Genomic DNA, 22,640 nt, shown 5'->3' with positions numbered 1-22,640 from the left:
CAATAACACAAGTGGGCTACCAACCATGGCTTTTGGTCGGTAGCCCACTATTTTGTTAGCCGGTTGTTCTAGGTTTATTGGTTAAGCGCTAAGCCAGCGAAGCATTCGGTAGAACAGCTGGGTTGCTCCGGGCATGAATCCTGCTCCGTGGTGGTAGGTTGCGTCCATAGTGGATACCACTATTTCGGAGGGGAATGAAACCTCGTCGTGGTATAGCAGCACGTTTTGTTCTCCCGCAATCGCAAGGTAGTGTTCGCCCCACGGATCCAGATGATCTTCGTCCCTATGGTTGTCTAGTACCTCTAGGTGTACGAGGGCAGTGGCACCTTCTGGTGGGTTAAGTACAGCGTGGTAGTGCCAGTGGACGGCTTCGTCTGACAGGTAGTTCCACATGGGGTGGGCTGGGTTGATGGAGCGCCGTCCAAGGTCTTCTCCGGTGCGCCAGGCCCAGAAGTTTGTGCCCCGACGTGTTTCTTTTACGCCGGGTAGCCACGTGCCAACTTGGTTTTCTCCGTCGACAAAAGTTTTCACTCCTGCACGGCCCATGAAATTTAGTACGTGCGGCGCGATTTGTTGCATGATTTGCGGGTGTTGACGTGCAGCAATGAACAGAGCATCGCAGTTGTCCAAACTGTGTTCGTCCATTTCTGGAGCGTAAATTTCGCGCACGTCGTAGGCCTTTACGGCAGGGTCGCGAAGATCTGCTAGGTGGAAGAACGATCCGCTGTGGATAAGGGCAATACTTCTCATCGGATATTCCCTTCTAAGTAGCTAATGATTGTCGCTTTCCAACCTTCGGTGCTGGTGCCGGGACGGTCGAAGCTCAGCAGGTCATTACCGGAATGGACGATCACTTCTCCTTTACCCAAACGGTACGAGATGTCCACTGGCAGCCCGGTTGGTCCTAGGCCGGTGATTACCGTTGCGCCTGCGGGTAGCTGGGCGAGGTAGTTGCGGGCATAGAAACCTGCTACCCCAATCTTTTTGAGCTCATCGAGAGTGCGAGTGCCGGGCACGCCAGTGTTGAACAACACGTCGGTTCTGTCGATTCCTTCCCAGACGGGATGGGGTTCGCGGGCGGTGAGCCACACGTCCTCGAGGCCGTGGAACTGCATTTTTCGCGTTGCAGGAAGGCCGTCTACGAATGGCAGCATCGGATGTCCGGAGGCCAGTAGCGTCCCTCCTGCGCGCACCCACTGGGTAATGCGATCGCGGTGTTTGTACAGGAACACTTGGTCGCATCCCATGGTGCAAATCAGGCCTCTATATTTGGATAAATCCACGTTTGGTAGATCGTAGATATCGATTGTGTGTACGGGGGAATCCGTGCAGCAGGAGTCCTTGGCGTTTTCAGCGGGTTTGCCCATCACTAGTTTCAGTACTGTGGCCATTGTTGCCTCCTTTGAGACTTAGAAGATCGGGTACTACCACTTGGCGTTTTCCAGAAATGAAATCGACGTGAGGGGTCCGCACAGGTAGTTTGTATAAGCCCGATAGTTTGTGTTCGTTCAGTTGGGCCCTTGATTCGCTACAGCTGATGTCGCTACTCATCATCAACGTGTGGTCTGCAATGTTGAGGGCATGGGTTGGATCGTGAGTAGTGAAGATGACCCCAATACCTTCGTTGCACAGTTGGTGCATTATTGACAAGGTCCGAGCTTGGTTGTGTAAGTCCAGCGCTGATGTGGGTTCGTCCAGAATCAGCGTGGCGGGATCTGATGCCAAAGCTCGAGCTATCAACACCAGCTGACGTTGCCCACCTGACATAGCGGAGAAGAGGCGTTGGGCTAGATGTTCTATTCCGACGCGCTTTAGTGCTTTGAGTGCTTGTTCTTCATCTTGTGTGCTTGGCATTTGCCATGGTGAGCGGTGGCGTGCTGTGCCCATGAGAACCATGTCGAAAGCTGTGAATTGGAAGGATGTTTGCGTGTTTTGGGGAACGTAGCCGATCTGGCCATCGTGTTCCACGCTTCCTTCGAGTGGTTCGCGGATGCGTGCTAAACACGTTAGCAGCGTTGTTTTTCCGCGAGCATTTGGGCCGAGCACTGCCATGCATTTTCCGGCAGGTAGTTCAACGTTAATGTTGCGGAACAACCAGTCTGCGCTGCGGTAATGAAATCCAATATTTGTTGCTTTAAGCAAAAGAACCACCCGACCGAGCTTTGCGGATAAGTACCGTGATGAACACGGGTGCGCCAATCATCGCGGTTAGGATGCCGACAGGTATTTCAACTGTGGATATTGTTCGAGCCAGAGTGTCGATCACGAGGGTATAGATGCCGCCCAGCAGGAATGCGGTAGGGATGACGATTCGGTTATCGTGTCCCACGATAAGCCTGATGAGGTGAGGTACTACGAGTCCTACCCAGCCGATGATTCCGGCTGCCGCTACCGTTGAAGATGTTAATAGTGATACGGCGATGATCAGTACGAAACGCAACCGTTTGGGGTTTACGCCTAGTGAGATAGCTTCGTCGTCTCCCAGGGAAAGAATGTTGATGTGCCAGCGCAGGGCAATCACTACGAGGGATCCGATCAGTACGGGTAACATGATCATTACTACCTTGTCCCACGTGGCTGCCGCAAATGATCCCATCAGCCAGAATGTGATGGAAGGTAGCGTGGTGTAGGGATTAGCTAGATAGGTCACGAGTGAGACGAGTGCGTTGAAAAATGCTGACACGACGATGCCGCCCAACACGATGGTTAACACGGGGAAACTGGTGCGTATTCGTCCAATAGCCATAACTATGAGCGCTGCTAGCAGGCCTGTAGTGAACGCGCCCGTTACTATCGCGATCGAACCAAGCTGAAGCATGATCATTAGCACTCCGCCAAAAGCAGATGCCGAGGATACGCCAATCACGTCTGGCGATACTAGCGGGTTGCGAAATAGTGCTTGTAGGGTTGCGCCTGATATTGCTAGTGCTCCGCCTACGATAATTGCGAGAATAATTCGGGGCGCGCGAACTAGGGAAACTGCGGAGCGTTCTCCTTCGCTCCAAGCCACAGCGGAGTTTTCCCTCAGGTGGAGCATGTTGAGAAGGTCGTTCCAGAGTATTTGGGCGACGCGCACCGGCGATATGTTGAGCTGGCCCAGGCCAATGGCTATGAACATTAGCGCCAGTAGTGAAGCGAACAGGATGGCAATAATGATTGCGTGGCGGAGCCGCACTTGAGCAGGATTGAAGCTCTTGGTTGGGGAACTTTCAATGCTGGTAGAATTATTCGCTTCACAAATTTGCTTCAAGTGCGGCTTGCTATTACTGAACGCGGTCATAGTTGGCGGACCCGTTGTTAATGTCGGTGCGCAAGGTGAGGTCTATGTCTTCTTGCGTGAGGTCGTAGTTGTACATGAATTTGATTTGTTCGCGCATTTTTTGGGGCAGATCAATGTCCAGTTCCGGGTGTACGAGGGCAGCGGTCCAGTTCCAGAACAAGGGGGATTCTGCGCATGGAACTTGCCAGCGGTAAACGCCTAGTGGGGCGCGGTATACGCGCTTGTTTTTAACGGCTGAAATGTCAGCGAAGCGAGCATCGTTGTACAGGTCTTCGGGGGTGGATGTGTCGAATGCGGATAGGAATATTACTTCTGGATCCCATGCGATGATCTGTTCTGGGCTTACACCCGAGTCGTCAACTACAGCGTCTTTGGCTACGTTTGTAGCGTTAATCAAGTCAAAAACGTGTTGCGAGTAGTTTTTGCCCGTAACTACACCAAGCTTTGAGGGGTTGTAGGACATTTGCAATACTCGCGGTGAGTTAGGAAGCGCTTGGGTTTGTTTTTGAAGCTGGGCGGCTTCGGAATGCATCGTATTGATGATGTCTTGTGCGCGGTCTTCTTTGCCAAGTACCTGTCCGAACATTGAAATCCATTTTTCGAGGTCTCCTTGCGTGCCGTATTTCAGGCCAACAACTGGGATTCCAGCGGATTCAATCGGGGTTACGATGTCGTCTGTCTTATTTCCCCATTGGATAACCACGTCTGGGTTGAGGCCGATGATTGCTTCCATGTTGGGTACGAAATCATCACCGGCAATGGGTACGGTTTGGGATGCTGTGGTGAAAATCTTTCCCGTGATGCCTTCGTCAGCTGCTTTTATTGAGGATTTATTCATACCCACAATACGTTCCCATGAGCCGTCTACGGCAGCCATGATGGCGGGGGCAGGCATGACGGTAACCGCCACTTTCTCAGCGGGCTTGTCTAGCTTCACTTCTTGGCCGCGCTGGTCATGGATTGTGATCGCGTGGCCTTCACTGGGCTTGTTGTCCTCGAAGTAGGGCACGTTTTCATCGGTGCTGCAAGCAGTTAGTAATGAGATTGCAACTGCTGCCGCTGCAATGCCTGCAAATATTTTCTGTGACTTCACGGAAAACTCCTTTGCAATTATGAAACGTGGGCGTTGCTTAAAGTACCATATTCGATTAGGTAAGCCTAACCTTAGTTAAGTGTGCGGGGTCTTCGTTGCAAGGCAGCAAGAGATTGGCGTTAAACGGGTTTGTAGCCGCGGTTTTGGCGGGCGTACTCACTCTTTCCTAGCGTGGGCGAAGTTGAAATCATTGGCTGAGGGAGCGCAACTAGTTTGAAGCTGCTTAGAAATGAAACCTCCGCGAAAGCGGAGGTTTCGTCAAATAGCGATGCATGTTTAAGAGATGAAAATTGAAAGTGCCGGCTAGAGCAGCGCGAAACTGGCGACTAGAAATGTGTGAAAGCATCGGTTAAAAAGACGTGAAACTGTAGGCTAGGAATGCATTAACGTATCGGTTAAAATAGCTTGAAAGTGTCGGATGAAAACGCTTGAATATGGCGGATAGGTGTTTGGCGTGGCTGATTACATTCCTAGAGTGGCTGATAAGTACCTCGTGGAGGCACTTCAACGTGCGGGCGCGGTACTCGTCGAGGGGCCCAAAGGGTGTGGAAAACCGAAACCTCCCGTTAGGCTTCCAAGAGCGAAGTTCAAGTTGATACCGATCCAAATGTGGCGATCGCGGTCGGTTTAGATCCTGCTCTCGTACTTGAAGGGGCTGTACCCCGCCTCGTTGATGAATGGCAGATACATCCGGTGCTTTGGGACGCGGCCCGTCGGATAGTGGATCAGCGCCGCGCCAAAGGGCAGTTCATCTTCACCGGTTCAACGGCACCGAGTGAGTCGGTAGCTAGGCACTCTGGCGCGGGCAGGTTTGCGCGGTTAACGATGCGCACCATGACCATGTTTGAGTCGGGAGAGGCATGTGGAGGCGTGTCTATATCTGGGCTAGCTAAAGGTGAATCTATTGCCAGCGCCGGCGAAGATTGGACAGTTCATGACTTATTCGAACGTATTTGCCGGGGAGGCTGGCCAGGAAATCTTGGCCTTGATCTCGAACAAGCGCAAGAGAACAACAAAGATTACCTGCGCACTATCGCCGAGGTAGATATTAATACCCCCAATGGTGTGCGCCGGGACTCTGTGCGGGTAATGGCCGTGCTCCGTTCCTTGGCTAGGGGAGTGGGAACAGAAATGAGCGTCACCACAATTGCAAGCGATGCGGGAGTGACGCGGGAAACTGTATCCGACTATCTGGACTCTCTTGCTCGAATCTTCGTTAGTGAAGATCAACCTGCCTGGACGCAAAAGTTGCGTTCGCGTGTGCCTCTTCGACAAGCTCCTAAACGTCACCTGACGGACCCGGCGTTGGCAATGGCCGCACTCGGCAAAGGACCCGAAGCTCTGCTGGGCGATCTCAATTACGCTGGTCAGCTTTTTGAATCATCTGTTATCCATGAGCTGCGAGCTTTGACGTGCGGGTTCGTCTATCATGCTCGGCTTCAGAATCAACAGGAGGTTGACGCGCTCGTTGAGATAGACGGAACCGTCCTAGTGATTGAAGTGAAACTCGGGCACAATCCAGCAGTCGTAGACTAGGCAGCTGAAAACCTATTGCGGTTCAGTGAGCTTATAGATTTGCCCACGGTTCCCCTCGTGATCACGGGTGGCGGATTGTCATATCGGCGAGAAGACGGAGTTAACGTAGCATCAGTGGCTGCCCTTGAGCCTTAACTGTTAGCAAGGATCTTCCTTGCTAAGATGCAAAACCTAACAACTAATTTGGTGCGACGACACTGGGGTCTGCTGAGGGTTTGGTAGACTGAAAACCGCCCAGAAGGAGGATACCCGCATGTCGACGACGACATATCAGGCAATCGCCATGATCATCTACCTCGTAGCTATGATCATGATCGGCCTGCTTGCCTACAACCGAACGAGTGATTTTGACGATTACATGCTCGGTGGTCGCAAGCTCGGCCCAACAGCCGCGGCCCTATCCGCCGGTGCATCCGACATGTCCGGCTGGCTGCTCATGGGCCTTCCCGGAGCGATCTACCTGAACGGTCTCATCGAAGGCTGGATCGCGGTTGGTCTAACCATCGGTGCCTGGCTTAACTGGAAATTCGTGGCGCCGCGCCTACGCTCCTATTCGCAAGTGGCGTCCGATTCTATTACCGTTCCCTCATTCCTTGGTCAGCGTCTACGCGACCGCTCGCACCTGATCCGCATCGTTGCGGGTATTATCATTTTCGTCTTCTTCACTTTCTACGTCTCGTCCGGCATGGTGGCCGGCGGCGCCTTCTTCGAAGCGTCGTTCGGAATGAACTACCACCTCGGCCTCGTGATTGTTTCTGCAATCGTTGTGCTCTACACGCTAATCGGTGGCTTCCTTGCCGTGTCGTGGACTGACGTGGTGCAGGGCCTCATGATGGTTACCGCGCTCGTCCTCGTTCCAATCGTTGGCATCGTGCACGTAGGTGGCTTCTCCAACGTGGTTACCGCCATCAACGAGGTTGATCCCGCCATCTTCTCCCTCTCCGGCGGTGCAGCAGCGGGCGTGGCCGCGATGGGCATTATCTCCGCACTTGCTTGGGGGCTCGGATACTTCGGTCAGCCCCACATCATCGTGCGCTTCATGGCCCTTCGCTCCGCGAAAGAATCTGCTGCCGCTCGCCGTATTGGCATCGGCTGGATGTTACTTGCAGTTATTGGCTCCGGCATGACCGCCCTCGTTGGCGTAGCTGTTTACAAGCACGACGAGGCCCAGTTGGCTAACCCCGAGTCGGTATTTATTTCGCTCGGCCAGCTCCTAATGCACCCGCTTATTGCAGGCTTCATGCTTGCCGCTATCCTCGCGGCAATCATGTCTACCATTTCTTCGCAGCTGCTGGTCACATCTTCTGCAGTTGTTGAGGACATCTACCGTGCGTTCACCAAGCGCGACCTATCGGGCAATGATGGTGTGCTTGCGGGCCGTGTCGTTGTGGCAGTCATCGCGATCCTGGCTGGAGCCCTCGCGTGGCCGCGCTCGGACACCATCCTCGCCCTCGTTGCATTCGCGTGGGCCGGATTTGGAGCTTCGTTTGGCCCCACCGTTCTGCTTTCGCTCTACTGGCGCAAGTTTACCTATCAGGGAGCTATCGCCGGCATGATCGTCGGAGCGGTCACGGTCGGTATCTGGGGCAATGTCTCGGGTGGCATTTTCGACCTGTACGAAATTCTCCCTGGATTCCTCCTGAACCTGCTGATCGCGGTCATTGTTTCTAACATGACTTACAATCCAAACGAAGAGATCGATAAGGAGTTTGACGACGCCCTAGCGGGGGTCTCGGCAGACTAACCCACACAAGTAGCGCAGCTCCTGCAAAGTGCAAGGGCTGCGCTCACGCGTGTACCATGTATCGCACGCTAAAACCGATAAAAGTATCAGCGCAAAAGTTATTAATTGCTTTACCTGTGCACCAGAAGAATTCCCCAATATAGTTAGAGCAAAACCTCTCATAGCCTCGCATGCGTAAAGTCAATCAAAGGAGATCAAATGACTGCGTCGGAAGTAACGGACTTTTCCCAAATCGCAGAACGGGCGCTAATTCGGGCGCGCAAGTGGGCAGACGAATCAACGAAATACCCCATTGATCCGGCTGCAAAGCTCCTTGCCGATGTCCTCGAAGATGAGGGCGGCCTTGACTACACCGTCTCGTTCGTAGATGGCGTTGTGAGGCCCGAAGATCAGCAGGTGGCGGCAGACCACCTAGCTGAAACCGGTAAGAAAAACCCGGATTTTCTCCCTTGGTACCTACGTATTCCGGTCCTCATTGGTGGAACCGTCGGCAAGTTTGTTCCAGGGGTTTCCGTACCGGCCGCACGCCGCGTATTCCGCCAGTTGGTGGGAGACCTCGTTGTGGATGTGACTGACGATAAGCTGGGCCCTGCCATCCAGCGCCTCAAAGCAGGCGGCGCCTCGCTCAATGTAAACCTTCTTGGCGAGGCCGTTCTTGGTGACAAGGAAGCCGCGAAGCGTCTAGCCGACACCAAGCGCCTGCTTGAACGCGACGACATCGACTACGTTTCACTGAAAGTTTCAGCCGTAACCGGCCCACACAACCCGTGGGGTTACGACGACGTTGTAGATCACGCATTCACTGAACTGCTGCCGTTGTACAAGTACGCGGCCGCACACCCCGCCCGCAAGTTCATCAACCTGGACATGGAAGAGTACCGCGACCTGCACCTCACCATTGACGTGTTCAAGCGCCTTCTCGACCAGCAGGAAATGAAGAACTACTCGGCAGGCATCGTGCTGCAGGCCTACCTGCCGGACACGCTAAACGCCATGAAAGACCTCCAAGAATGGGCAGCTAAGCGAGTTGAAAATGGGGGAGCACCCATCAAGGTGCGCGTAGTGAAAGGCGCGAACCTCGCTATGGAGCGTGTTGACGCCGCTGTGCGCGGATGGGAACTAACCACCTGGGAATCCAAGCAGGCTACCGACGCAAACTACCTGCGCATCATCAACTGGGCAATGACCCCCGAGCGCCTAAAAAACGTGAAACTTGGCGTTGCCGGCCACAACCTCTTCACCATCGCAGCCGCATGGGAGCTCGCTCTTGAGCGCGGCGTGCAAGACGAGATTGAAATCGAAATGCTCTCCGGTATGGCCACCCAGCAGGCTTCAGCCGTTCGCGAGGACGTAGGCAACCTCCTCCTGTACGTTCCGGTTGTAAGCCCGGACGAATACGACGTGGCAATCTCTTACTTGGTGCGCCGCTTGGAGGAAAACTCGGCGGACGAGAACTTCATGGCCTCCATTTTTGACATCGGCACTGACCCCGGTGCGTTTGACAAGGAGAAGAAGCGCTTCCTCGCCGCCGTTGAGCAGATGGAGCGTGAAGGTGACCGCCGCGTAGGCGCGAACCGCCACCAGGATCGGGGCACGGAAACAGCTGAAGACATTGCGAAGCCCGTCACCACGCCCGCCGGAGGCTGGACGTTCAAGAACACGCCGGACTCTGACCCTTCACTGCCTGAAAACCTGCAGTGGGCGCGAGACATCGCATCCCGCATTAAGGACTCCCAGCTGGGTAACGACACCATCGAAGCCGCAGTAATTGACAGTGCAGACGCGCTAGACGAGATGCTTGAACTAGCTGTCGAAGGAGGCATTGAATGGGCGGCGCGTAGCGCTAAGGAGCGCTCCGACCTCCTCCATAAAGTCGGTGTGGAACTGGGTAAGCGTCGCGGTGAACTGATTGAGGTTGTCGCATCTGAACTGGGCAAATCGCTTCAGCAGGCTGACGTTGAAGTCTCTGAAGCCATCGACTTCGCCCACTACTACGCAGAACGCGCACTCGACCTTGAGAATCTCCAGGGTGCTGAGTTTGAACCGGTAGATGTCACCCTGGTAACTCCGCCGTGGAACTTCCCAATCGCTATCCCAGCGGGCGGCACGATCGCGGCGCTCGCGGCTGGATCCGCAGCCATTTTGAAGCCGGCCTCGATTGCTCGTCGCACCGGCGCGGTGTTGGCCGAATGCATCTGGGCTGCAGGTATCCCTGAAACCGCGTGCTTTCTCGCCTCCGTTGGCGAACGTCAGCTGGGCCGCGAGCTAGTAACCGACAAGCGCGTTGGCCGCGTCGTTCTGACCGGTGGTGTGGAAACGGCAGAAATGTTCCGCTCTTGGGATCCCACCCTGCGCATCATGGCCGAAACCTCGGGCAAGAACGCTATCGTGATCACTCCGTCAGCCGACCTTGACCTCGCCGTGAAGGACGTTATCGACTCCGCTTTCGGTCACGCAGGCCAGAAGTGCTCGGCAGCCTCGTATGTGATTCTCGTGGGATCAACCGGCTTCTCTAAGCGCGTGCGCAACCAGCTGGTTGACGCCGCGAAGTCTTTGCACATAGGTTGGGGAGACGACCTCTCGGCAGAAATGGGGCCGCTGTCTTCCGAGCCGGGAGAGAAACTCTTGGCCGGCCTTACCTCCCTAGGTGAAGGGCAAAAGTGGGTGCTTAAGCCGCGTCGCCTTGACGACACGAACAGGCTGTGGAGCCCCGGCGTGCGCGTGGGCGTGGAGCCGGGGTCTGAGTATCACATGGTCGAATACTTCGGCCCGATCCTTGGCGTTATGCGGGTCGATACTCTTGAAGAGGCCATTGAAGCTCAGAACATGGTGGACTTTGGCCTTACCGCTGGTCTGCACTCGCTTGATCCCGATGAGATCAACCACTGGCTCAACAACGTAGAAGCCGGCAACGTGTACGTTAACCGTGGTATTACCGGCGCAATCGTGCAGCGTCAGCCGTTTGGTGGCTGGAAGCGCTCCGCGGTGGGTGAAACCACCAAGGCGGGAGGCCCGAACTACCTGTACGGATTTGGCGATATCAAACCCGTTGAGCCTGCCCCGGAGGGCGAGCGCGACGCCGCCTACCCGCCGGCTGTTGAACACGAAGCCAACGTGAAGGCTCCGCAACTGCGTGAGCTCTTAGAATCTGCAAAGCGTCTGCTGTCAGAAGAGGACTACGCGCGCCTCGCGATTGCCGTCGAGTCTGACCAGCACGCGATCGACACCGAGTTTGGACGTCTGCATGACCCGTCGAAGGTTGGCGTGGAACGCAACATTTTGCGCTACCTGCCCGTTGGCGCCCAGATCCGCGTGGGCAAGGACGCCTCTCTCTACGAGGTATTCCGCGCGGTTTCTTCAGGTATTGCCCTGGGGGAGATCGTGAAGGTGGATCCGGATGACGAGACCTCGTTTATCCGCGAACTTCCGGCCGGTGCATACACGAGCATGGACCTTACGGTGTCAACGGAAACGTTCCTCCCAACCGATCCGTCGATCATGTTGGGCAACCTTGGCGTTGACATCCTCGTTGAGAACAAGCGCCAGTTCGCGGAGCGTGTTCAAGCTGAGGTGGAAGCGGGCGAGAACCTCGATATTCGCATCCGCATGATTGGTGAGGACGGTGACGAGCTACGCCGCGCAGTAGCTGGCTCGATTGACGTTGCTGTCTGGGATGGTCCTGTCACCACGTGCGGACGCGTTGAAATCCTGCCGTTTGTGCGCGAGCAGGCCGTTTCGATCACCAACCACCGCTTCGGCAACAAGACCCCGCTCTCAACCCAGGTGCTGGTGTAGCAGGCGAGCCGTTTAGCTAGAAGTTTGGGCGGTCACCTCTTGGGGTGCCCGCTCAAACTGTTGCTTTGACTCAAATCAGACGTTTATAGCGTGTACCAAACCGTCGAGTTGGGTGCGGTCTCCTCGTTCGAAACTTGCGCGGGAGCAACCTCGTCAGTAGACAGCAAAATATGTGCGCCCGCAGGTAACGTCACGGCCTCATCAAACGCCATAACAATGTGCACGTCGGCGCGGTCAGGAAGCCTTGACACGTAGTGCAAGTGGGCCTCCTGTACGTCCAGGAGTTCGGCCCGGCCAAGTCCCAGATCTTTACGCAGGCGATACATTTTCTTAAAGAAATTCAGGGACGAGGACGCCTCGGCTTCCTGTACGTCCACGCAAGTGTTTCCCAACTTGCTGGCTGGGGGAGCCATGTGGAGCCGCTGGGAGAGAAGCCAAAGCCCGGGGCGTTTGCTTCCCACGGCATGGGCACGCGGCAGCCGTCACGGCCGGCTTCGCGACCCTGGGTGCGGTAGAAGGCGGGGTCCTCGCGCAGCTCGTCGGGCACGGCCATGTGTTCGGGAAGTGATAGCTCTTCGCCCTGGTAGATGTACATGGAGCCGGGCAGCGCTGCTTGCAGGGCGTGGGCGGCGAGGGCGCGGCGCCGGCCTAGTTCGACATCCGGCTGCTCCTCAAATGGGCGGATACCGTTTGGCCCCTTGCCGGTCTTGGATAGTCCAAACCGGGAGGCGGCACGCACCACGTCGTGGTTTGAAAGCACCCAAGTGGTTGGTGCGCCCACGGTGTCCATCTCTTGCAAAGAGTGGGCGATCACCCGGCGGTAAGATTCGGCGTCCACAGGTGAAGTGAGAAAGTCGAAGTTGAACGCCTGGTTCATCTCGTCCGCACGTACGTAGAGCTTCGCATCTTCGGGTCTGTTAAGCCAGGCTTCGGCCACCAGCGCCCGGTCACCTTCGTGCTCGTCCAGCACCTGCCGCCATTCGCGGTAAACGTCATGTACGCCAGGCTGGTTCCACTGGGGAGGCTCGGGAACATCTTCGGGTAGCATGTTGCCGCCTAAAACCATGTCCCAGTGGTACTGGTAGTTTGGCAGATCAGGATCTTTTACGAGTCCGTGTGCCACGTCTACGCGAAATCCGTCCACTCCTAGGTCCAGCCAGAACCGCAGGATACTGCAAAACTCTTCGCGCACCCGCGGATTGTCCCAGTTTAGGTCGGTTACGTCCGCTAGTGTGGTGTATCTGTAACCCGTTGTAAGCCTCGTGCCGGTACACAATAAGGCGACCACCGCGGGTACCTTTCGAATCAACTCTTACCTATCCTCGAAAGGAAGTAAACCCGCGATGGCCACTAACCCTCATCATATCGACCCGACCGCGTATCTGGAAGAATTACTCACCCAGGCCTCCCCAGACTTGATGCGCCAGATGCTCACAAACTTCATCAACCAGATCCTCTCGACCCAGGCTGACACTGTCTGCGGCACTGATTACACCACGGTATCTCCCCAACGGACTAATACCCGCAATGGCCACCATCCCTTAGACACCAGGGTAGGAAGCATTGACGTTGCTATCCCGAAACTACGTCACGGCGCATTCTTTCCCGACTAGCTCTTAGAAAGACGCACCCAGACCGAAAGAGCCCTGACTACCGTGATAGCCACGTGTTATCTCAAAAGGGGTCTCCACTAGACGCATGAATGATTTGGTGGCCACGCTGGGCATTAACAATCTGTCGAAAACACAAGTGTCTGACATGGCCAAAGAACTCGACGAGATGGTCGCTGACTTTCGCACCCGCCCTTTAGACAGCGGCCCTTATTTCTACCTGTCCTGTGACGCGTTGACAATGAAAGTCCGCGAAGGCGGACGAGTCGTTAAAACCAGTGTGCTTATCGCTACCGGCGTTAACAAAGACGGCTACCGTGAACTACTGGGCATACAGATTGCTACATCAAAATCCGTGGAATCATGGACCGGATTCTTCCAAGACCTCAAAGCCCGTGGTCTTGGCGAAGTCTATCTCGTCACCAGCGATGCGCACCTAGGAATCCAAGCTGGCTGTTGGTCAAGTACTACCTACAGCCAGCTGGCAACGTTGCCGGACACATTTTGCTAAGAACCTGTCCTCAAAAGTATCAAAACGCCAGTGGACAACACTATCGGGAATGTTTCACTCCATCTTCTAGCAAACCGACGCGCAAGCTACCTGGGACCAAGCCCGCTAGGTCGTAGATTTCTGCACCGAGCGTTTTCCCGACGCAGCCGACTACCTGGAAGAATCATTAGATGAGATACTCGCGTTTACAGCCACGCCCAAAGCTGTATGGACGAAGGTATGGTCCAATAATCCAACAGAGCGTTTGAACCGTGACATCAGGCGGCGTACCGACGTTGTAGGAATCTTTCCCAACCGCGCAGCAGTCATCCGCCTCGTCGGCGCCGTACTAGCGGAACAGCATGACGATTGGATTCAGCAGAAACGCTATATGTCACTAGCAAGCTTGGAACACACCCGACGCCTGATAGCTACCACTACCATCCGCGCCAACGACGCAGACACCATCGAGGCAGCCTCCTAATTGAACCAACATCAACCCCGAGACGGACCCTGACACCGACCCTGACACTGTCCCCCGATCCACCGATTCAGAAAGGACAGATACACCACTTCACCGGACTTGACCGATATCCTGGCGTTTTTCACCTGACCGGGAACGTCGAACGGGCCTACCGAAGCGATCAATGGCAGGCTCGAACACTTACGGGGCTTAGCACTGGGATTCCGCAACCTCACGCACTACATTGCGAGATGTCTGCTCGAGTCCGGCGGCTTCAGACCGGTTCTACACTCTCAATTACGATGAGCCTGTTTTGCTCGGTTGCGACGCCTTTGTTACCCCTACCGCCACAGATCTTTTCAGCTTCCATGCCTTTGGCAACCTTGCCCGCTGGTTTGATGCATGGGTAACGCAGTATGCGGAAATCCATGAGGGCAACATGGCGGAATGGAAGAAGTATTCTGCTGATGTTGAGGCAAAGACACGTCCGCTGCGCTTGGGTGGTTTTGATGGGGAAGGGCTGCGGTATCTCGGATACACCACTTTGGAATATGTGAAACGTCGTGCCAATGGGCAAGAGCGACTAGTGGGTGCCTTTGAACGTTTCCGTGGTCGTTTTGCTGCGGAGGCGGAGCGGATCAGTAACTCTTTGAGCAAACATTCCCACTCGACCCTGCTGGGGCATGTGCCGCACATGCATTCCATGCCGGCCACCGCCCAAGATGTCCACGCCCCGATTATGGAGCTATCCAGCTCCGATCGTGTGCGCGGCGCTCAGATTAATCAGCGTAATGCTTATGCGGAGAAGATTAACTCCGTAGCTGCCAATGTGTATAAGGCGCTGTTCCCGAATGAGTAAGCGCCTTATATAACTGTTACTTCTTGGCCAGCAGTACGGCGGAGATCAGTCCCAAGATGAGGAACCCGGCGGAGAAGTACATGACCATGGAGGTGGCGTCGGCAAACGCGAGGCGAAGGGCGCTACCTACCACGGGGCCAAGTTTTTCTGCCATCCCAGGGATGGCGGCACCCGTGGAGTCGGCGGTTGCTTGGGCAAGTGCCTCGGCCTTAGGGGCTGGTATACCGGTGTGGCAACTAGTGCCGAAGGTAGGCGGTGTACCACCGAGGCGGCAAGGAAGCGCTACCTGCCGGACTGTGTAACCGCAATCAACGAGGCCATCTCTGAGGCGAGTAGCCCAGAAGCCGCACTCGAGGCATGTATAAAGGAAAACCTGCGGATTGCTGCTGCTGAGAACCACGGTTGGATGCTAGTGCTAGCAGAAGGAATTTTTGGGCCCATGGGAACGGACATTGCTAGCGCCAACTACTGCACTCAGGCGGCGCTTGCGATCGTACATTTCTAGCCATAGGGTGGCGGGAATGTTGGAGAAGTCGGCATCGAAGCAGATAGTTATGGTCGCCCTCACTCTTGTGATGATGGTGGTGGTGTCGATGACACTGCTCAAGAGTGAGTTTTCGGTGGCGGGACTGTGGGAACCTTCGCAACATCAGGTGCGCCGAGTGGAGCTGCAGCCGTTTCGGGGTTGGAGTTACCAAGAATGGTGGCGTCCGTGGGTAGATTCTTTGGGCAATGTGGCGCTGTTTGTTCCGTGGGGATACCTGTTGGCGTTGCTGGGGTGGCGGTTGCGGTGGTCTGTGGTTGTGGCGACGCTGGCGTCGATAAGCCTGAGTGCCGGTATTGAAACTTTGCAGTTTATTTTTGCGCGGGGGTATTCCGACATTGACGACGTAGTGTTCAACTCGCTCGGCGGGCTGCTTGGGGCGATGGTGGCGGCGCGTTCGTCGTGGGCCGGCAGCGGCCGTGCTGTGCTGGTGTTTTCCGTGCTGTCGGTCATCGTGTTGTTGGTGTGTGGGATGAGCGCGTTGTCGGCGTGATGGGCGAGTCCGTGTCTGACATCACAGTGGCATAAGTTGTTGAAGTTGGGCGTGTTGCTTCTGTGACTTCTGTGAAAGTTGTGTATTGTGCGGGGCGTGAAGAATAAGAGCCATTTGCTATCCGGAATTACCGGCGGAACTGTTGCAGTGCTGACGTCCGCGATGCTGGCCATCGCACCCGCGCACGCCCTCCCGCTGCCCATCCCCATCGGAGCGTCCTCGGGTATCGACGTCTCCGGCCACCAACACCCAGGCGGAACCGCCATCGACTGGAAGAGCGTCCAGCGCGACGGTCAAAGATTCGCATTCGTCAAAGCCTCCGAAGGTGAAGGCTGGAGCAACGACTACCTCGCCCAAGACGCCAAACAGGCAGCCAACAGTGGCCTCAAAGTAGGCACCTACCACTACGCGCGCCCATCCAAAGACGCTCGCACCCAGGCCCGTCACTACGCAGCGAAGGTCGCCCAAATCAACGACCACTCCCTGCCACCAGTACTCGATATCGAGGTCGCAGAAGGAAAAAACCCAGAACAGCTCGCAGCTTGGACCCGCACATTCCTCAATGAATTTGAGTCCCAATCCGGCCGCAAGCCAATGATCTACACCTACCGCTACTTCTGGACCCACGACATGGCCAACACCAAGCAGTTCGCGGAATATCCACTCTGGTTGGCGGCCTACCAAACCCAAGCACCAGAACCAGTCGGTGGCTGGAACATCATCGACTTCTGGCAGCGCTCCGGAAGCGGACGCATCAATGGCATCGTCGGCGATGTAGACCTCAACCTCTTCAACGGCGACAACGCACAACTCGACGCCTTCGCAGCTGGCAACTACGCCGCCGCCGGCGGCAAGTTTGCATCCATCACACTTCCCGATATTGCAGACCTTGGCGGCGACTCTCAGGCTCTTGTCAGTGCTGTTGCAGCGCTGGCAGCCGGCGTAGCCGCAGCGCCACAGGTAGCACAAGCAGCTGAAAACGCAGGCTTGAGCACCGAAGGCGCTGAAGAACTGGTCAAGGTCGTCCAAGACCTCATCAACTCCGGTGACCTCCCCGTCGACCAGCTCAAAGACCTCGCAGCCGGAAACTACTCGGTGGGTGACCTCGTGATCCTACTCGACAACGCCCAGCACCTTGCTGCCACCTCCAGCGAGCCACAAGCCCAGAACATCAACATAGACCAGCTCGTCGCCTTGGCGAAGAACTTTAACTTTATCTAAACAAAGTCCCTGTTATCGCACCTTCACATCCTGCGATAACAACGCCGTGGCCTGGGGGATCGCATTGGCAATGCGCAATGCGGACGTAGGGGCGAGTCCGTATTCCGTATGTGCCGACAACCACGCGGCAGTTGCATGCACAGCAACACACAGCGCGATGCTGTCTAAACCATTGCGCGCAATCCATGCACCCAGCAGTCCGGTGAGAACATCACCGCTACCAGGGGTTGCAGCCCACGAATTACGGGCATCCACGCACGTTACGGTGTCGTCCACACATATCGTGGTAATGCGCCCCTTGAGTAGGATGGCGCAGCCGGTTTCGTGGGCAAGGCAACGCACCGCAGCTACCCGATCATCGGCGGGGATAGCGTCCCCATAACAGCTGGCTAGCCGCCAAAACTCGCCCTCGTGCGGGGTGAGGAGTGTGCTGCGGCCACTCTTGTTGCGTGCGTGCATAAGCTCGCGCAGTGCTGGTTCTTGGGCAAGCTGGGTAATGCCATCGGCATCGATAACAAGCGGTTCTTCCCGCTCCAAAAGATCCCCCAATGCATCGGTGTCACCGGCACCTGGACCATACGCCCACGCCTGAACGCGGCCGGCGTCGATAAGCGTATCCGTTGCCACCACCTCCGGACATGCGCGAACAACCTCGCGCGCGCAGGACCCCGCGTAACGCACCATTGACGGCGTAGCCCGCACCGCCGCAGTCGCGGTCAGCACCGCCGCGCCGGGATAGTGTGCGGAACCGGCGACAACGCCAACAACACCACCGGAATACTTATTGTGAGAAGCGCTAGGCTCCAACGACTCGTGGATGAGGAGCTGCTCGGGGCGACGGAAACGCTCGGGCCACGGGTAGCGCTCCCTTTCGATCGCATGATAAAGCTGCAGCTCAGGGGTGTGGGAAGCAATGGCTTCTGCAAGTGAAACGCCCGCTTCTGGGACATTAATATCGGCGACAAGCACCTCACCACACTCGGTGGCCACCGCATGGGCGATGCGGGCCGCACCAAAGGTGATGGTGGCATCGGCAACCACATGCTGCTCGCCCGCGGTGCCGGTGTCGACAGCGATCCCAGAGGGGACGTCGACAGCCAAAACCAGCGGATCGCCCGCGGTGACCGCTTGCCAGATCTGCCAGGCGGCGTCGCGAAGCCCCGGCGTGCCCCCAAGGCCAAGAATCGCATCAATCACCAGGTCAGCGCGCGGCGCACGCTTATCGACGCACCCTCCCGCCTGCACAAAAGCCGCCAACGCGGGCGCATGTGCAGACTCCCCAGTCAACACTGCATGAACCCGATAACCCAACTGGGAAAGAATCGCACCCGCATAAAGACCATCCCCACCATTACCGCCCGTACCAGCAACAACCGTGATCGCCGCCGACGCAGACGGCACCATACACACAGCAGCCTCTGCCACCGCTTGGGCGGCCTGTTTCATCAACGCATCCGGCTGCGCGGCCGCAATCATAGGGTCTTCCGACAGGCGAATCGTCTCAGTGCTGTATGCGAACATGACCACCAGCGTAGCCGGTTGCTAATCAGGTTGGCAGGTAGGACACCAAAAAAGGTTACGACCCTCCATCGTGCGCTCAAGGATCGGCGTGCCACACACATAACACGGCTGACCATCGCGGCGGTACACATACACCTCGCCGCCGTGGTCGTCCTTGCGTGGTGGTCGCCCCATAGCCTCTGGTGTGTGCTCTGGTCGAACGGTATCAATCCGACCCCTGTTCACGCCTTCGCGCATGAGAAAACGCAGGTCCTGCCAGATGAGGTCAAGCTCTGCTACATCTTTGCCGGGGATAAAGGGGCTAATGCCTAGGCGGAAGAGCGTTTCGGCACGGTAGATATTGCCCACGCCGGCAAAGAGTTTCTGGTCCATCAGTAGGGAACCGATACTGCGACGCGAGCGGCCCACTTTTGTTTTGATTACCAGGAAGTCGGCGTCGTCGCGTAGCGGATCGGCGCCGAGCTTCCCGGTGGCGGTGGACATTTCTGCCTCCGTAATCAACCTGCACCACTGTGGGCCGCGTAGGTTTGCTGCTACCGCGCTGGTGGTGGACTGTTCTGGGGCTTCGATCCGAAATCGAATCTGCCCCCACACGTTGGATGGGCCTTCTAGGCGCATGCTTCCGATAAGCCCGAGGTGGATGTGGACGATGTGGGCTGGGTTGTCGCTATCAAAACAGAGGAAAAGGTGTTTGCCCCATGCCTCGGCGTGGTCGAGTGAATGGCCGTTGAGTTGTGCGGCTTCTGTGGCAAAGCGACCTTGTGGGGAGGTGACCAGTAGTGGGCGGCGGGGTTGTGCGTCCGGTGCTGCCTGTGTGCTGGCGAAATGCTGGTTGAGTTGGTCTGCGAGGCGATGGATGACGTGACCTTCGGGCATAGTTGTTAAGGATAGGCCACCCCAAGAATAAATAGGTAATTGTGAACAATGGTTGCATAATTAAAGGATTGGTGTATCATAGGGGACATGAAGAACTTTACAGTCCCAGGAATCAAAGAAGCAGACGCCAAGCAGCTCATCGACCACCTGCAAGAGCGTCTTACCGATTACAACGACCTTCACCTCATCTTGAAGCACGCTCACTGGAATGCGCACGGTCGTAACTTTATCGCCGTCCACGAAATGATCGACCCCCAAGTTGATCTCGTACGCGGATACGCCGATGAAATAGCAGAACGCATCGCCACCCTCGGCGGCACCCCCATCGGTACCCCAGCTGGTCACGTAGAAAACCGCACCCCACTGGAGTACAACGTCAACTCCGGCTCCACCGAGGATCACCTCAAGGAACTCAACAAGGTGTACACCAAGGTACTAGAAGGCGTACGTGAATCCATGGCCAGCGCCGGCGACCTCGACTCCGTCACGGAGGACATTTACATCGGACAAGCAGCCGAACTGGAGAAATTCCAGTGGTTTATCCGCGAGCACATTGTCGACGACAACGGCAACCTCTAGTGAGACTCTAAGTGAGTAGTTTGTGCCAAATTAAAACTTTTCTAATATCTCCGACCTGCGGAAATGCTGCGGAGGCGAAAAAGTTTTGGCACGAACTACTCACAGTGATGTGTCAACAGTAGGTATTCGTAGGTATTAAAGCTCTCCCTGCTCCACAGTGCGCACCGGCTTTTGCTTCTTTACAAACTGCAGCGCCACCGGCAGAACCGATACCACGATCACACCTATAAGAATTGCCTCGATGTTGTCGCGTACGAAGGGGATACCACCAAGCAGATAGCCCAGAACTGGCACACCCATGCCCCAGACCAAAGCACCCACCAAGTTGTAAATGGAGAACTTGCGGTAGCTCATGCTGTTCATGCCAGCGAGCACTGGGACGAGGGTGCGCACAATTGGGATAAAGCGCCCCAAGAACACTGCCGATGCGCCGTGTTTAACAAAGAATTCCTCGGCGGCGCGAACCCGCTCGATACCGATCTTGCGGCCCGCCCAGCTGTTAATAATGGCAGGGCCTACTTTTTTGCCCAAGAAGTAGCCCACCTCGTTGCCCACAAAGGCGCAAATGCCCACGGTGAGGCACACCAGCCACAATGGGGCGATGGGGTTTTCGGCGGCGGCAAGCATTCCCGCCATAAATAGGAGGGAGTCTCCCGGCAGGAAGAATCCAATGAGGATGCCGGTCTCAGCGAAGACGATCAGGCCAAGGCCAACGAGCCCAACACTGGTGAGCAAGCCTTGGGTGTCGTGCAGCATGTGCAGGAAATCGGTCACGAGGAACCTCTCAAAAAGGCGACCCTCCGCACATGGTGTGGGGTGCGGGGTGGTCGCTAAAAAGTATCAGACTTACCAAACTTTAAACCCTTTTGTTCGCTAAAGCCACGTAAAAAGCTGTTAAACCCCTGTGATTGCAGGTCACGTGGGTTTCAACTAGCAGGTGTAGCGGGGTAGCATACTAGGCGTGGCTCAGAGCAAAATCCTTTTATATTACAAGTTCACCCCCATTGCCGATACGAAAGCGATGATGCTGTGGCAGCGCGATATGTGCGAACTGCTGGGGCTCAAAGGTCGTATCCTCATTTCGGAGCACGGCATTAATGGAACCGTCGGCGGCGACATGGATGCCTGCAAGCGGTATGTACGCAAGATGCGCGAGTACCCAGGTTTCCGAGGCACCGAATTCAAGTGGTCCGATGGCGGCGCGGAGGACTTCCCGAAGCTGAGCGTGAAGGTACGCGATGAGATCGTGGCTTTCGGTGCGCCGGGTGAGTTGAAGGTGGACGAGAAGGGCGTGATTGGCGGCGGCGTTCACTTGAAGCCCGAGGAAGTGAACAAGCTCGTCGAAGAGCGTGGCGACGACGTTGTCTTCTTTGATGGTCGCAACGCCATGGAAGCTCAGATCGGTAAGTTCAAAAACGCTGTGGTGCCCGATGTGCGCACCACCCATGACTTCATCCGCGAGCTTGAGTCTGGCAAATATGACTGGATGAAAGACAAGCCAGTGATTTCCTACTGCACTGGCGGTATTCGCTGCGAGATCCTGTCCTCTCTGATGAAGAACCGCGGCTTCAAAGAGATCTACCAAATCGATGGCGGCATTGTTCGCTACGGCGAAAAGTACGGAAACGACGGCCTGTGGGAGGGCTCGCTGTACGTATTCGATCGCCGCATGCACATGGAATTTGGTAATGGCGTGCAAGACCCAGGCTTTATCCAGCTGGGACACTGTGTGCAGTGTGGCGCTCCAACCAACAAGTTCGAGCATTGCATCAATGAGGATGAGTGCCGTGAGCTCGTTCTCATGTGCCCAGATTGTTACGAAAACCCAGCAACTCGTAACTGCGGGCGGGAGCACTGCAAAGAGGTAGCCGCTGAGGCAGCTGCTGTGGCAGCGGTGTAGTTTCCCACAACCCTGTTGGGTGTGTGAGAACATAACACCCTACTTAACACCCCAGCCTAAAAGTGTCGTTCTAGCTGCGGAAATAACTTAACACCTAACATAACACCTACTTCCCACATGTGTTATGTTGGGTGTTAAGTTCACCTCTTGGTTGTGGTTAGTGTCCTACGATCGACATCTGGAATACAGTAACCATCCAAAGCATCATCCATGGGATAAGCGTCCAGAAGGTGCCCATCCACGGCCGCCAGCGGGTGTAGGTGACGTATTTTCGCCACATGATCACACCGCAGAGTACTGCGCCGGCAAGAGGGACAATGCTGGTGAGCAGGGGCCACCAGATTTCTGCTGAGCGGCTGCAGATCCAGGTGGCGTCGCCACTTTCGCATAGGGGTCCGCCGATAGAGCGGGAGACAATGGCGAGAAGGAAAGCAACAATGCCGGTAACAACAGGAACGCCGAATGCCCAAGCGATAGCTTGCTTAGTGGATTGGCGGTTGCGTTTGGCTTGGACGAGCGGATCGGGATAATCGGCTAGCTCATCGAAGGATTGCGGGAGCGGGCGCAATCTGTTCGCTGAGTCGGCATCCGAGCGGAGGTCGTTTTCTGGGTGCTCCAAATGTTTGGGCATAGTGA

At 56.0% G+C, this 22,640-nt stretch carries 18 protein-coding genes and 4 pseudogenes; 10 read left to right on the top strand and 12 right to left on the bottom strand.

What is annotated here, in order from left to right; all coding sequences use genetic code 11:
• Nucleotides 1-81: 81 nt before the first annotated feature.
• From ABMV07_RS13400 to ABMV07_RS13380, 5 genes are read right to left on the bottom strand one after another with little or no spacing between them, the layout of a single operon-like run.
• Nucleotides 82-750, bottom strand: coding sequence for a hypothetical protein (locus ABMV07_RS13400; protein ID WP_088267449.1), 669 nt, complete (start codon nucleotides 748-750; stop codon nucleotides 82-84).
• Complete coding sequence (locus ABMV07_RS13395; protein ID WP_197690119.1) at nucleotides 747-1,391, bottom strand: hypothetical protein; 645 nt, start codon at nucleotides 1,389-1,391, stop codon at nucleotides 747-749. The genes ABMV07_RS13400 and ABMV07_RS13395 overlap by 4 nt, the downstream gene beginning before the upstream one ends.
• Nucleotides 1,351-2,142: an ABC transporter ATP-binding protein gene (locus ABMV07_RS13390; protein WP_133119739.1), complete on the bottom strand. Its 792-nt coding sequence runs from the start codon at nucleotides 2,140-2,142 to the stop codon at nucleotides 1,351-1,353. The genes ABMV07_RS13395 and ABMV07_RS13390 overlap by 41 nt, the downstream gene beginning before the upstream one ends.
• Nucleotides 2,135-3,250 (bottom strand): iron ABC transporter permease, encoded by a 1,116-nt coding sequence (locus ABMV07_RS13385; RefSeq protein ID WP_234915051.1) that lies wholly within the window; start codon nucleotides 3,248-3,250, stop codon nucleotides 2,135-2,137. Before ABMV07_RS13385 ends, ABMV07_RS13390 begins: the two co-directional genes overlap by 8 nt.
• Nucleotides 3,251-3,263: 13 nt before the next feature.
• Complete coding sequence (locus ABMV07_RS13380) at nucleotides 3,264-4,373, bottom strand: ABC transporter substrate-binding protein (protein WP_197690117.1); 1,110 nt, start codon at nucleotides 4,371-4,373, stop codon at nucleotides 3,264-3,266.
• Between the two features lie 609 nt (nucleotides 4,374-4,982).
• On the opposite strand from ABMV07_RS13380, the gene ABMV07_RS13375 reads away from it, so the two are divergent.
• The 3 genes from ABMV07_RS13375 (at nucleotide 4,983) to ABMV07_RS13365 (ending at nucleotide 11,448) form a co-directional block, all read left to right on the top strand.
• Nucleotides 4,983-5,909 carry an ATP-binding protein gene (locus ABMV07_RS13375; RefSeq protein ID WP_327785901.1) on the top strand — a complete coding sequence of 309 codons (927 nt, stop codon included), beginning with the start codon at nucleotides 4,983-4,985 and terminating at the stop codon, nucleotides 5,907-5,909.
• Nucleotides 5,910-6,162: 253 nt separating this feature from the next.
• Complete coding sequence (gene putP / locus ABMV07_RS13370) at nucleotides 6,163-7,653, top strand: sodium/proline symporter PutP (RefSeq protein ID WP_197690116.1); 1,491 nt, start codon at nucleotides 6,163-6,165, stop codon at nucleotides 7,651-7,653.
• A gap of 198 nt (nucleotides 7,654-7,851) precedes the next feature.
• The gene (locus ABMV07_RS13365; protein WP_088267443.1) at nucleotides 7,852-11,448 is read left to right on the top strand and encodes a proline dehydrogenase family protein; all 3,597 of its coding nucleotides are present in this window, start codon (nucleotides 7,852-7,854) and stop codon (nucleotides 11,446-11,448) included.
• An 83-nt stretch (nucleotides 11,449-11,531) separates the two neighbouring features.
• Here the strand turns inward: ABMV07_RS13365 and ABMV07_RS13360 are convergent, their stop codons facing one another.
• Nucleotides 11,532-11,708, bottom strand: coding sequence for a hypothetical protein (locus ABMV07_RS13360; RefSeq protein WP_197690115.1), 177 nt, complete (start codon nucleotides 11,706-11,708; stop codon nucleotides 11,532-11,534).
• An 80-nt stretch (nucleotides 11,709-11,788) separates the two neighbouring features.
• Nucleotides 11,789-12,640 (bottom strand): alpha-amylase family glycosyl hydrolase, encoded by an 852-nt coding sequence (locus tag ABMV07_RS13355; RefSeq protein WP_327786815.1) that lies wholly within the window; start codon nucleotides 12,638-12,640, stop codon nucleotides 11,789-11,791.
• Nucleotides 12,641-12,791: 151 nt separating this feature from the next.
• Here ABMV07_RS13355 and ABMV07_RS13350 point away from each other — a divergent pair.
• From ABMV07_RS13350 to ABMV07_RS13340, 3 pseudogenes are all read left to right on the top strand, one after another.
• Nucleotides 12,792-14,032: pseudogene (locus ABMV07_RS13350) on the top strand (IS256 family transposase).
• A 105-nt stretch (nucleotides 14,033-14,137) separates the two neighbouring features.
• A pseudogene (locus ABMV07_RS13345) lies at nucleotides 14,138-14,317 on the top strand (transposase); the annotation flags it as partial.
• Nucleotides 14,310-14,870 (top strand): annotated as a pseudogene (locus ABMV07_RS13340) (nitrogenase iron protein); the annotation flags it as partial. The pseudogenes ABMV07_RS13345 and ABMV07_RS13340, both read left to right, overlap by 8 nt.
• 16 nt (nucleotides 14,871-14,886) lie before the next feature.
• Here the strand turns inward: ABMV07_RS13340 and ABMV07_RS13335 are convergent.
• Nucleotides 14,887-15,024: a hypothetical protein gene (locus ABMV07_RS13335; protein WP_197690212.1), complete on the bottom strand. Its 138-nt coding sequence runs from the start codon at nucleotides 15,022-15,024 to the stop codon at nucleotides 14,887-14,889.
• Between the two features lie 252 nt (nucleotides 15,025-15,276).
• Between ABMV07_RS13335 and ABMV07_RS13330 the strand changes: the two are divergent.
• Nucleotides 15,277-15,907 (top strand): annotated as a pseudogene (locus tag ABMV07_RS13330) (VanZ family protein).
• Nucleotides 15,908-15,994: 87 nt separating this feature from the next.
• Complete coding sequence (locus ABMV07_RS13325) at nucleotides 15,995-17,128, top strand: glycoside hydrolase family 25 protein (protein ID WP_374064712.1); 1,134 nt, start codon at nucleotides 15,995-15,997, stop codon at nucleotides 17,126-17,128.
• 12 nt (nucleotides 17,129-17,140) lie between these two features.
• Here ABMV07_RS13325 and ABMV07_RS13320 read toward each other — a convergent pair whose 3' ends face one another.
• Nucleotides 17,141-18,649: an NAD(P)H-hydrate epimerase gene (locus tag ABMV07_RS13320; RefSeq protein ID WP_196977261.1), complete on the bottom strand. Its 1,509-nt coding sequence runs from the start codon at nucleotides 18,647-18,649 to the stop codon at nucleotides 17,141-17,143.
• 21 nt (nucleotides 18,650-18,670) lie between these two features.
• Nucleotides 18,671-19,525: an Fpg/Nei family DNA glycosylase gene (locus ABMV07_RS13315; protein WP_088267091.1), complete on the bottom strand. Its 855-nt coding sequence runs from the start codon at nucleotides 19,523-19,525 to the stop codon at nucleotides 18,671-18,673.
• A gap of 87 nt (nucleotides 19,526-19,612) precedes the next feature.
• On the opposite strand from ABMV07_RS13315, the gene dps reads away from it, so the two are divergent.
• Nucleotides 19,613-20,104, top strand: a complete 492-nt coding sequence (gene dps / locus ABMV07_RS13310) for a DNA starvation/stationary phase protection protein Dps (protein WP_088267092.1) — start codon at nucleotides 19,613-19,615, stop codon at nucleotides 20,102-20,104.
• Nucleotides 20,105-20,239: 135 nt separating this feature from the next.
• Here the strand turns inward: dps and ABMV07_RS13305 are convergent, their stop codons facing one another.
• Nucleotides 20,240-20,878 carry a DedA family protein gene (locus ABMV07_RS13305; RefSeq protein WP_088267093.1) on the bottom strand — a complete coding sequence of 213 codons (639 nt, stop codon included), beginning with the start codon at nucleotides 20,876-20,878 and terminating at the stop codon, nucleotides 20,240-20,242.
• 187 nt (nucleotides 20,879-21,065) lie between these two features.
• On the opposite strand from ABMV07_RS13305, the gene ABMV07_RS13300 reads away from it, so the two are divergent.
• The gene (locus ABMV07_RS13300) at nucleotides 21,066-22,004 is read left to right on the top strand and encodes a rhodanese-related sulfurtransferase (RefSeq protein WP_088267094.1); all 939 of its coding nucleotides are present in this window, start codon (nucleotides 21,066-21,068) and stop codon (nucleotides 22,002-22,004) included.
• A 157-nt stretch (nucleotides 22,005-22,161) separates the two neighbouring features.
• On the opposite strand, the gene ABMV07_RS13295 is transcribed toward ABMV07_RS13300, so the two are convergent.
• The gene (locus tag ABMV07_RS13295) at nucleotides 22,162-22,635 is read right to left on the bottom strand and encodes a hypothetical protein (protein WP_088267095.1); all 474 of its coding nucleotides are present in this window, start codon (nucleotides 22,633-22,635) and stop codon (nucleotides 22,162-22,164) included.
• Nucleotides 22,636-22,640: the final 5 nt, after the last annotated feature.

Source organism: Corynebacterium belfantii (assembly GCF_041898185.1).
Lineage (GTDB): Bacteria > Actinomycetota > Actinomycetes > Mycobacteriales > Mycobacteriaceae > Corynebacterium > Corynebacterium belfantii.
The sequence above is the reverse complement of the archived record's forward strand: the minus strand, read 5'-3'. Positions and strand labels throughout refer to the sequence as shown.

Excerpts from the sequence above, each read along its gene's own strand:
- dps (WP_088267092.1), top strand. The coding sequence starts at position 19,613 with ATGAAGAACTTTACAGTCCCAGGAATCAAAGAAGCAGACGCCAAGCAG.
- ABMV07_RS13365 (WP_088267443.1), top strand. The coding sequence starts at position 7,852 with ATGACTGCGTCGGAAGTAACGGACTTTTCCCAAATCGCAGAACGGGCG.
- ABMV07_RS13400 (WP_088267449.1), bottom strand. The coding sequence starts at position 750 with ATGAGAAGTATTGCCCTTATCCACAGCGGATCGTTCTTCCACCTAGCA.
- ABMV07_RS13320 (WP_196977261.1), bottom strand. The coding sequence starts at position 18,649 with ATGTTCGCATACAGCACTGAGACGATTCGCCTGTCGGAAGACCCTATG.
- putP (WP_197690116.1), top strand. The coding sequence starts at position 6,163 with ATGTCGACGACGACATATCAGGCAATCGCCATGATCATCTACCTCGTA.
- ABMV07_RS13395 (WP_197690119.1), bottom strand. The coding sequence starts at position 1,391 with ATGGCCACAGTACTGAAACTAGTGATGGGCAAACCCGCTGAAAACGCC.
- ABMV07_RS13295 (WP_088267095.1), bottom strand. The coding sequence starts at position 22,635 with ATGCCCAAACATTTGGAGCACCCAGAAAACGACCTCCGCTCGGATGCC.
- ABMV07_RS13335 (WP_197690212.1), bottom strand. The coding sequence starts at position 15,024 with ATGGCAGAAAAACTTGGCCCCGTGGTAGGTAGCGCCCTTCGCCTCGCG.
- ABMV07_RS13315 (WP_088267091.1), bottom strand. The coding sequence starts at position 19,525 with ATGCCCGAAGGTCACGTCATCCATCGCCTCGCAGACCAACTCAACCAG.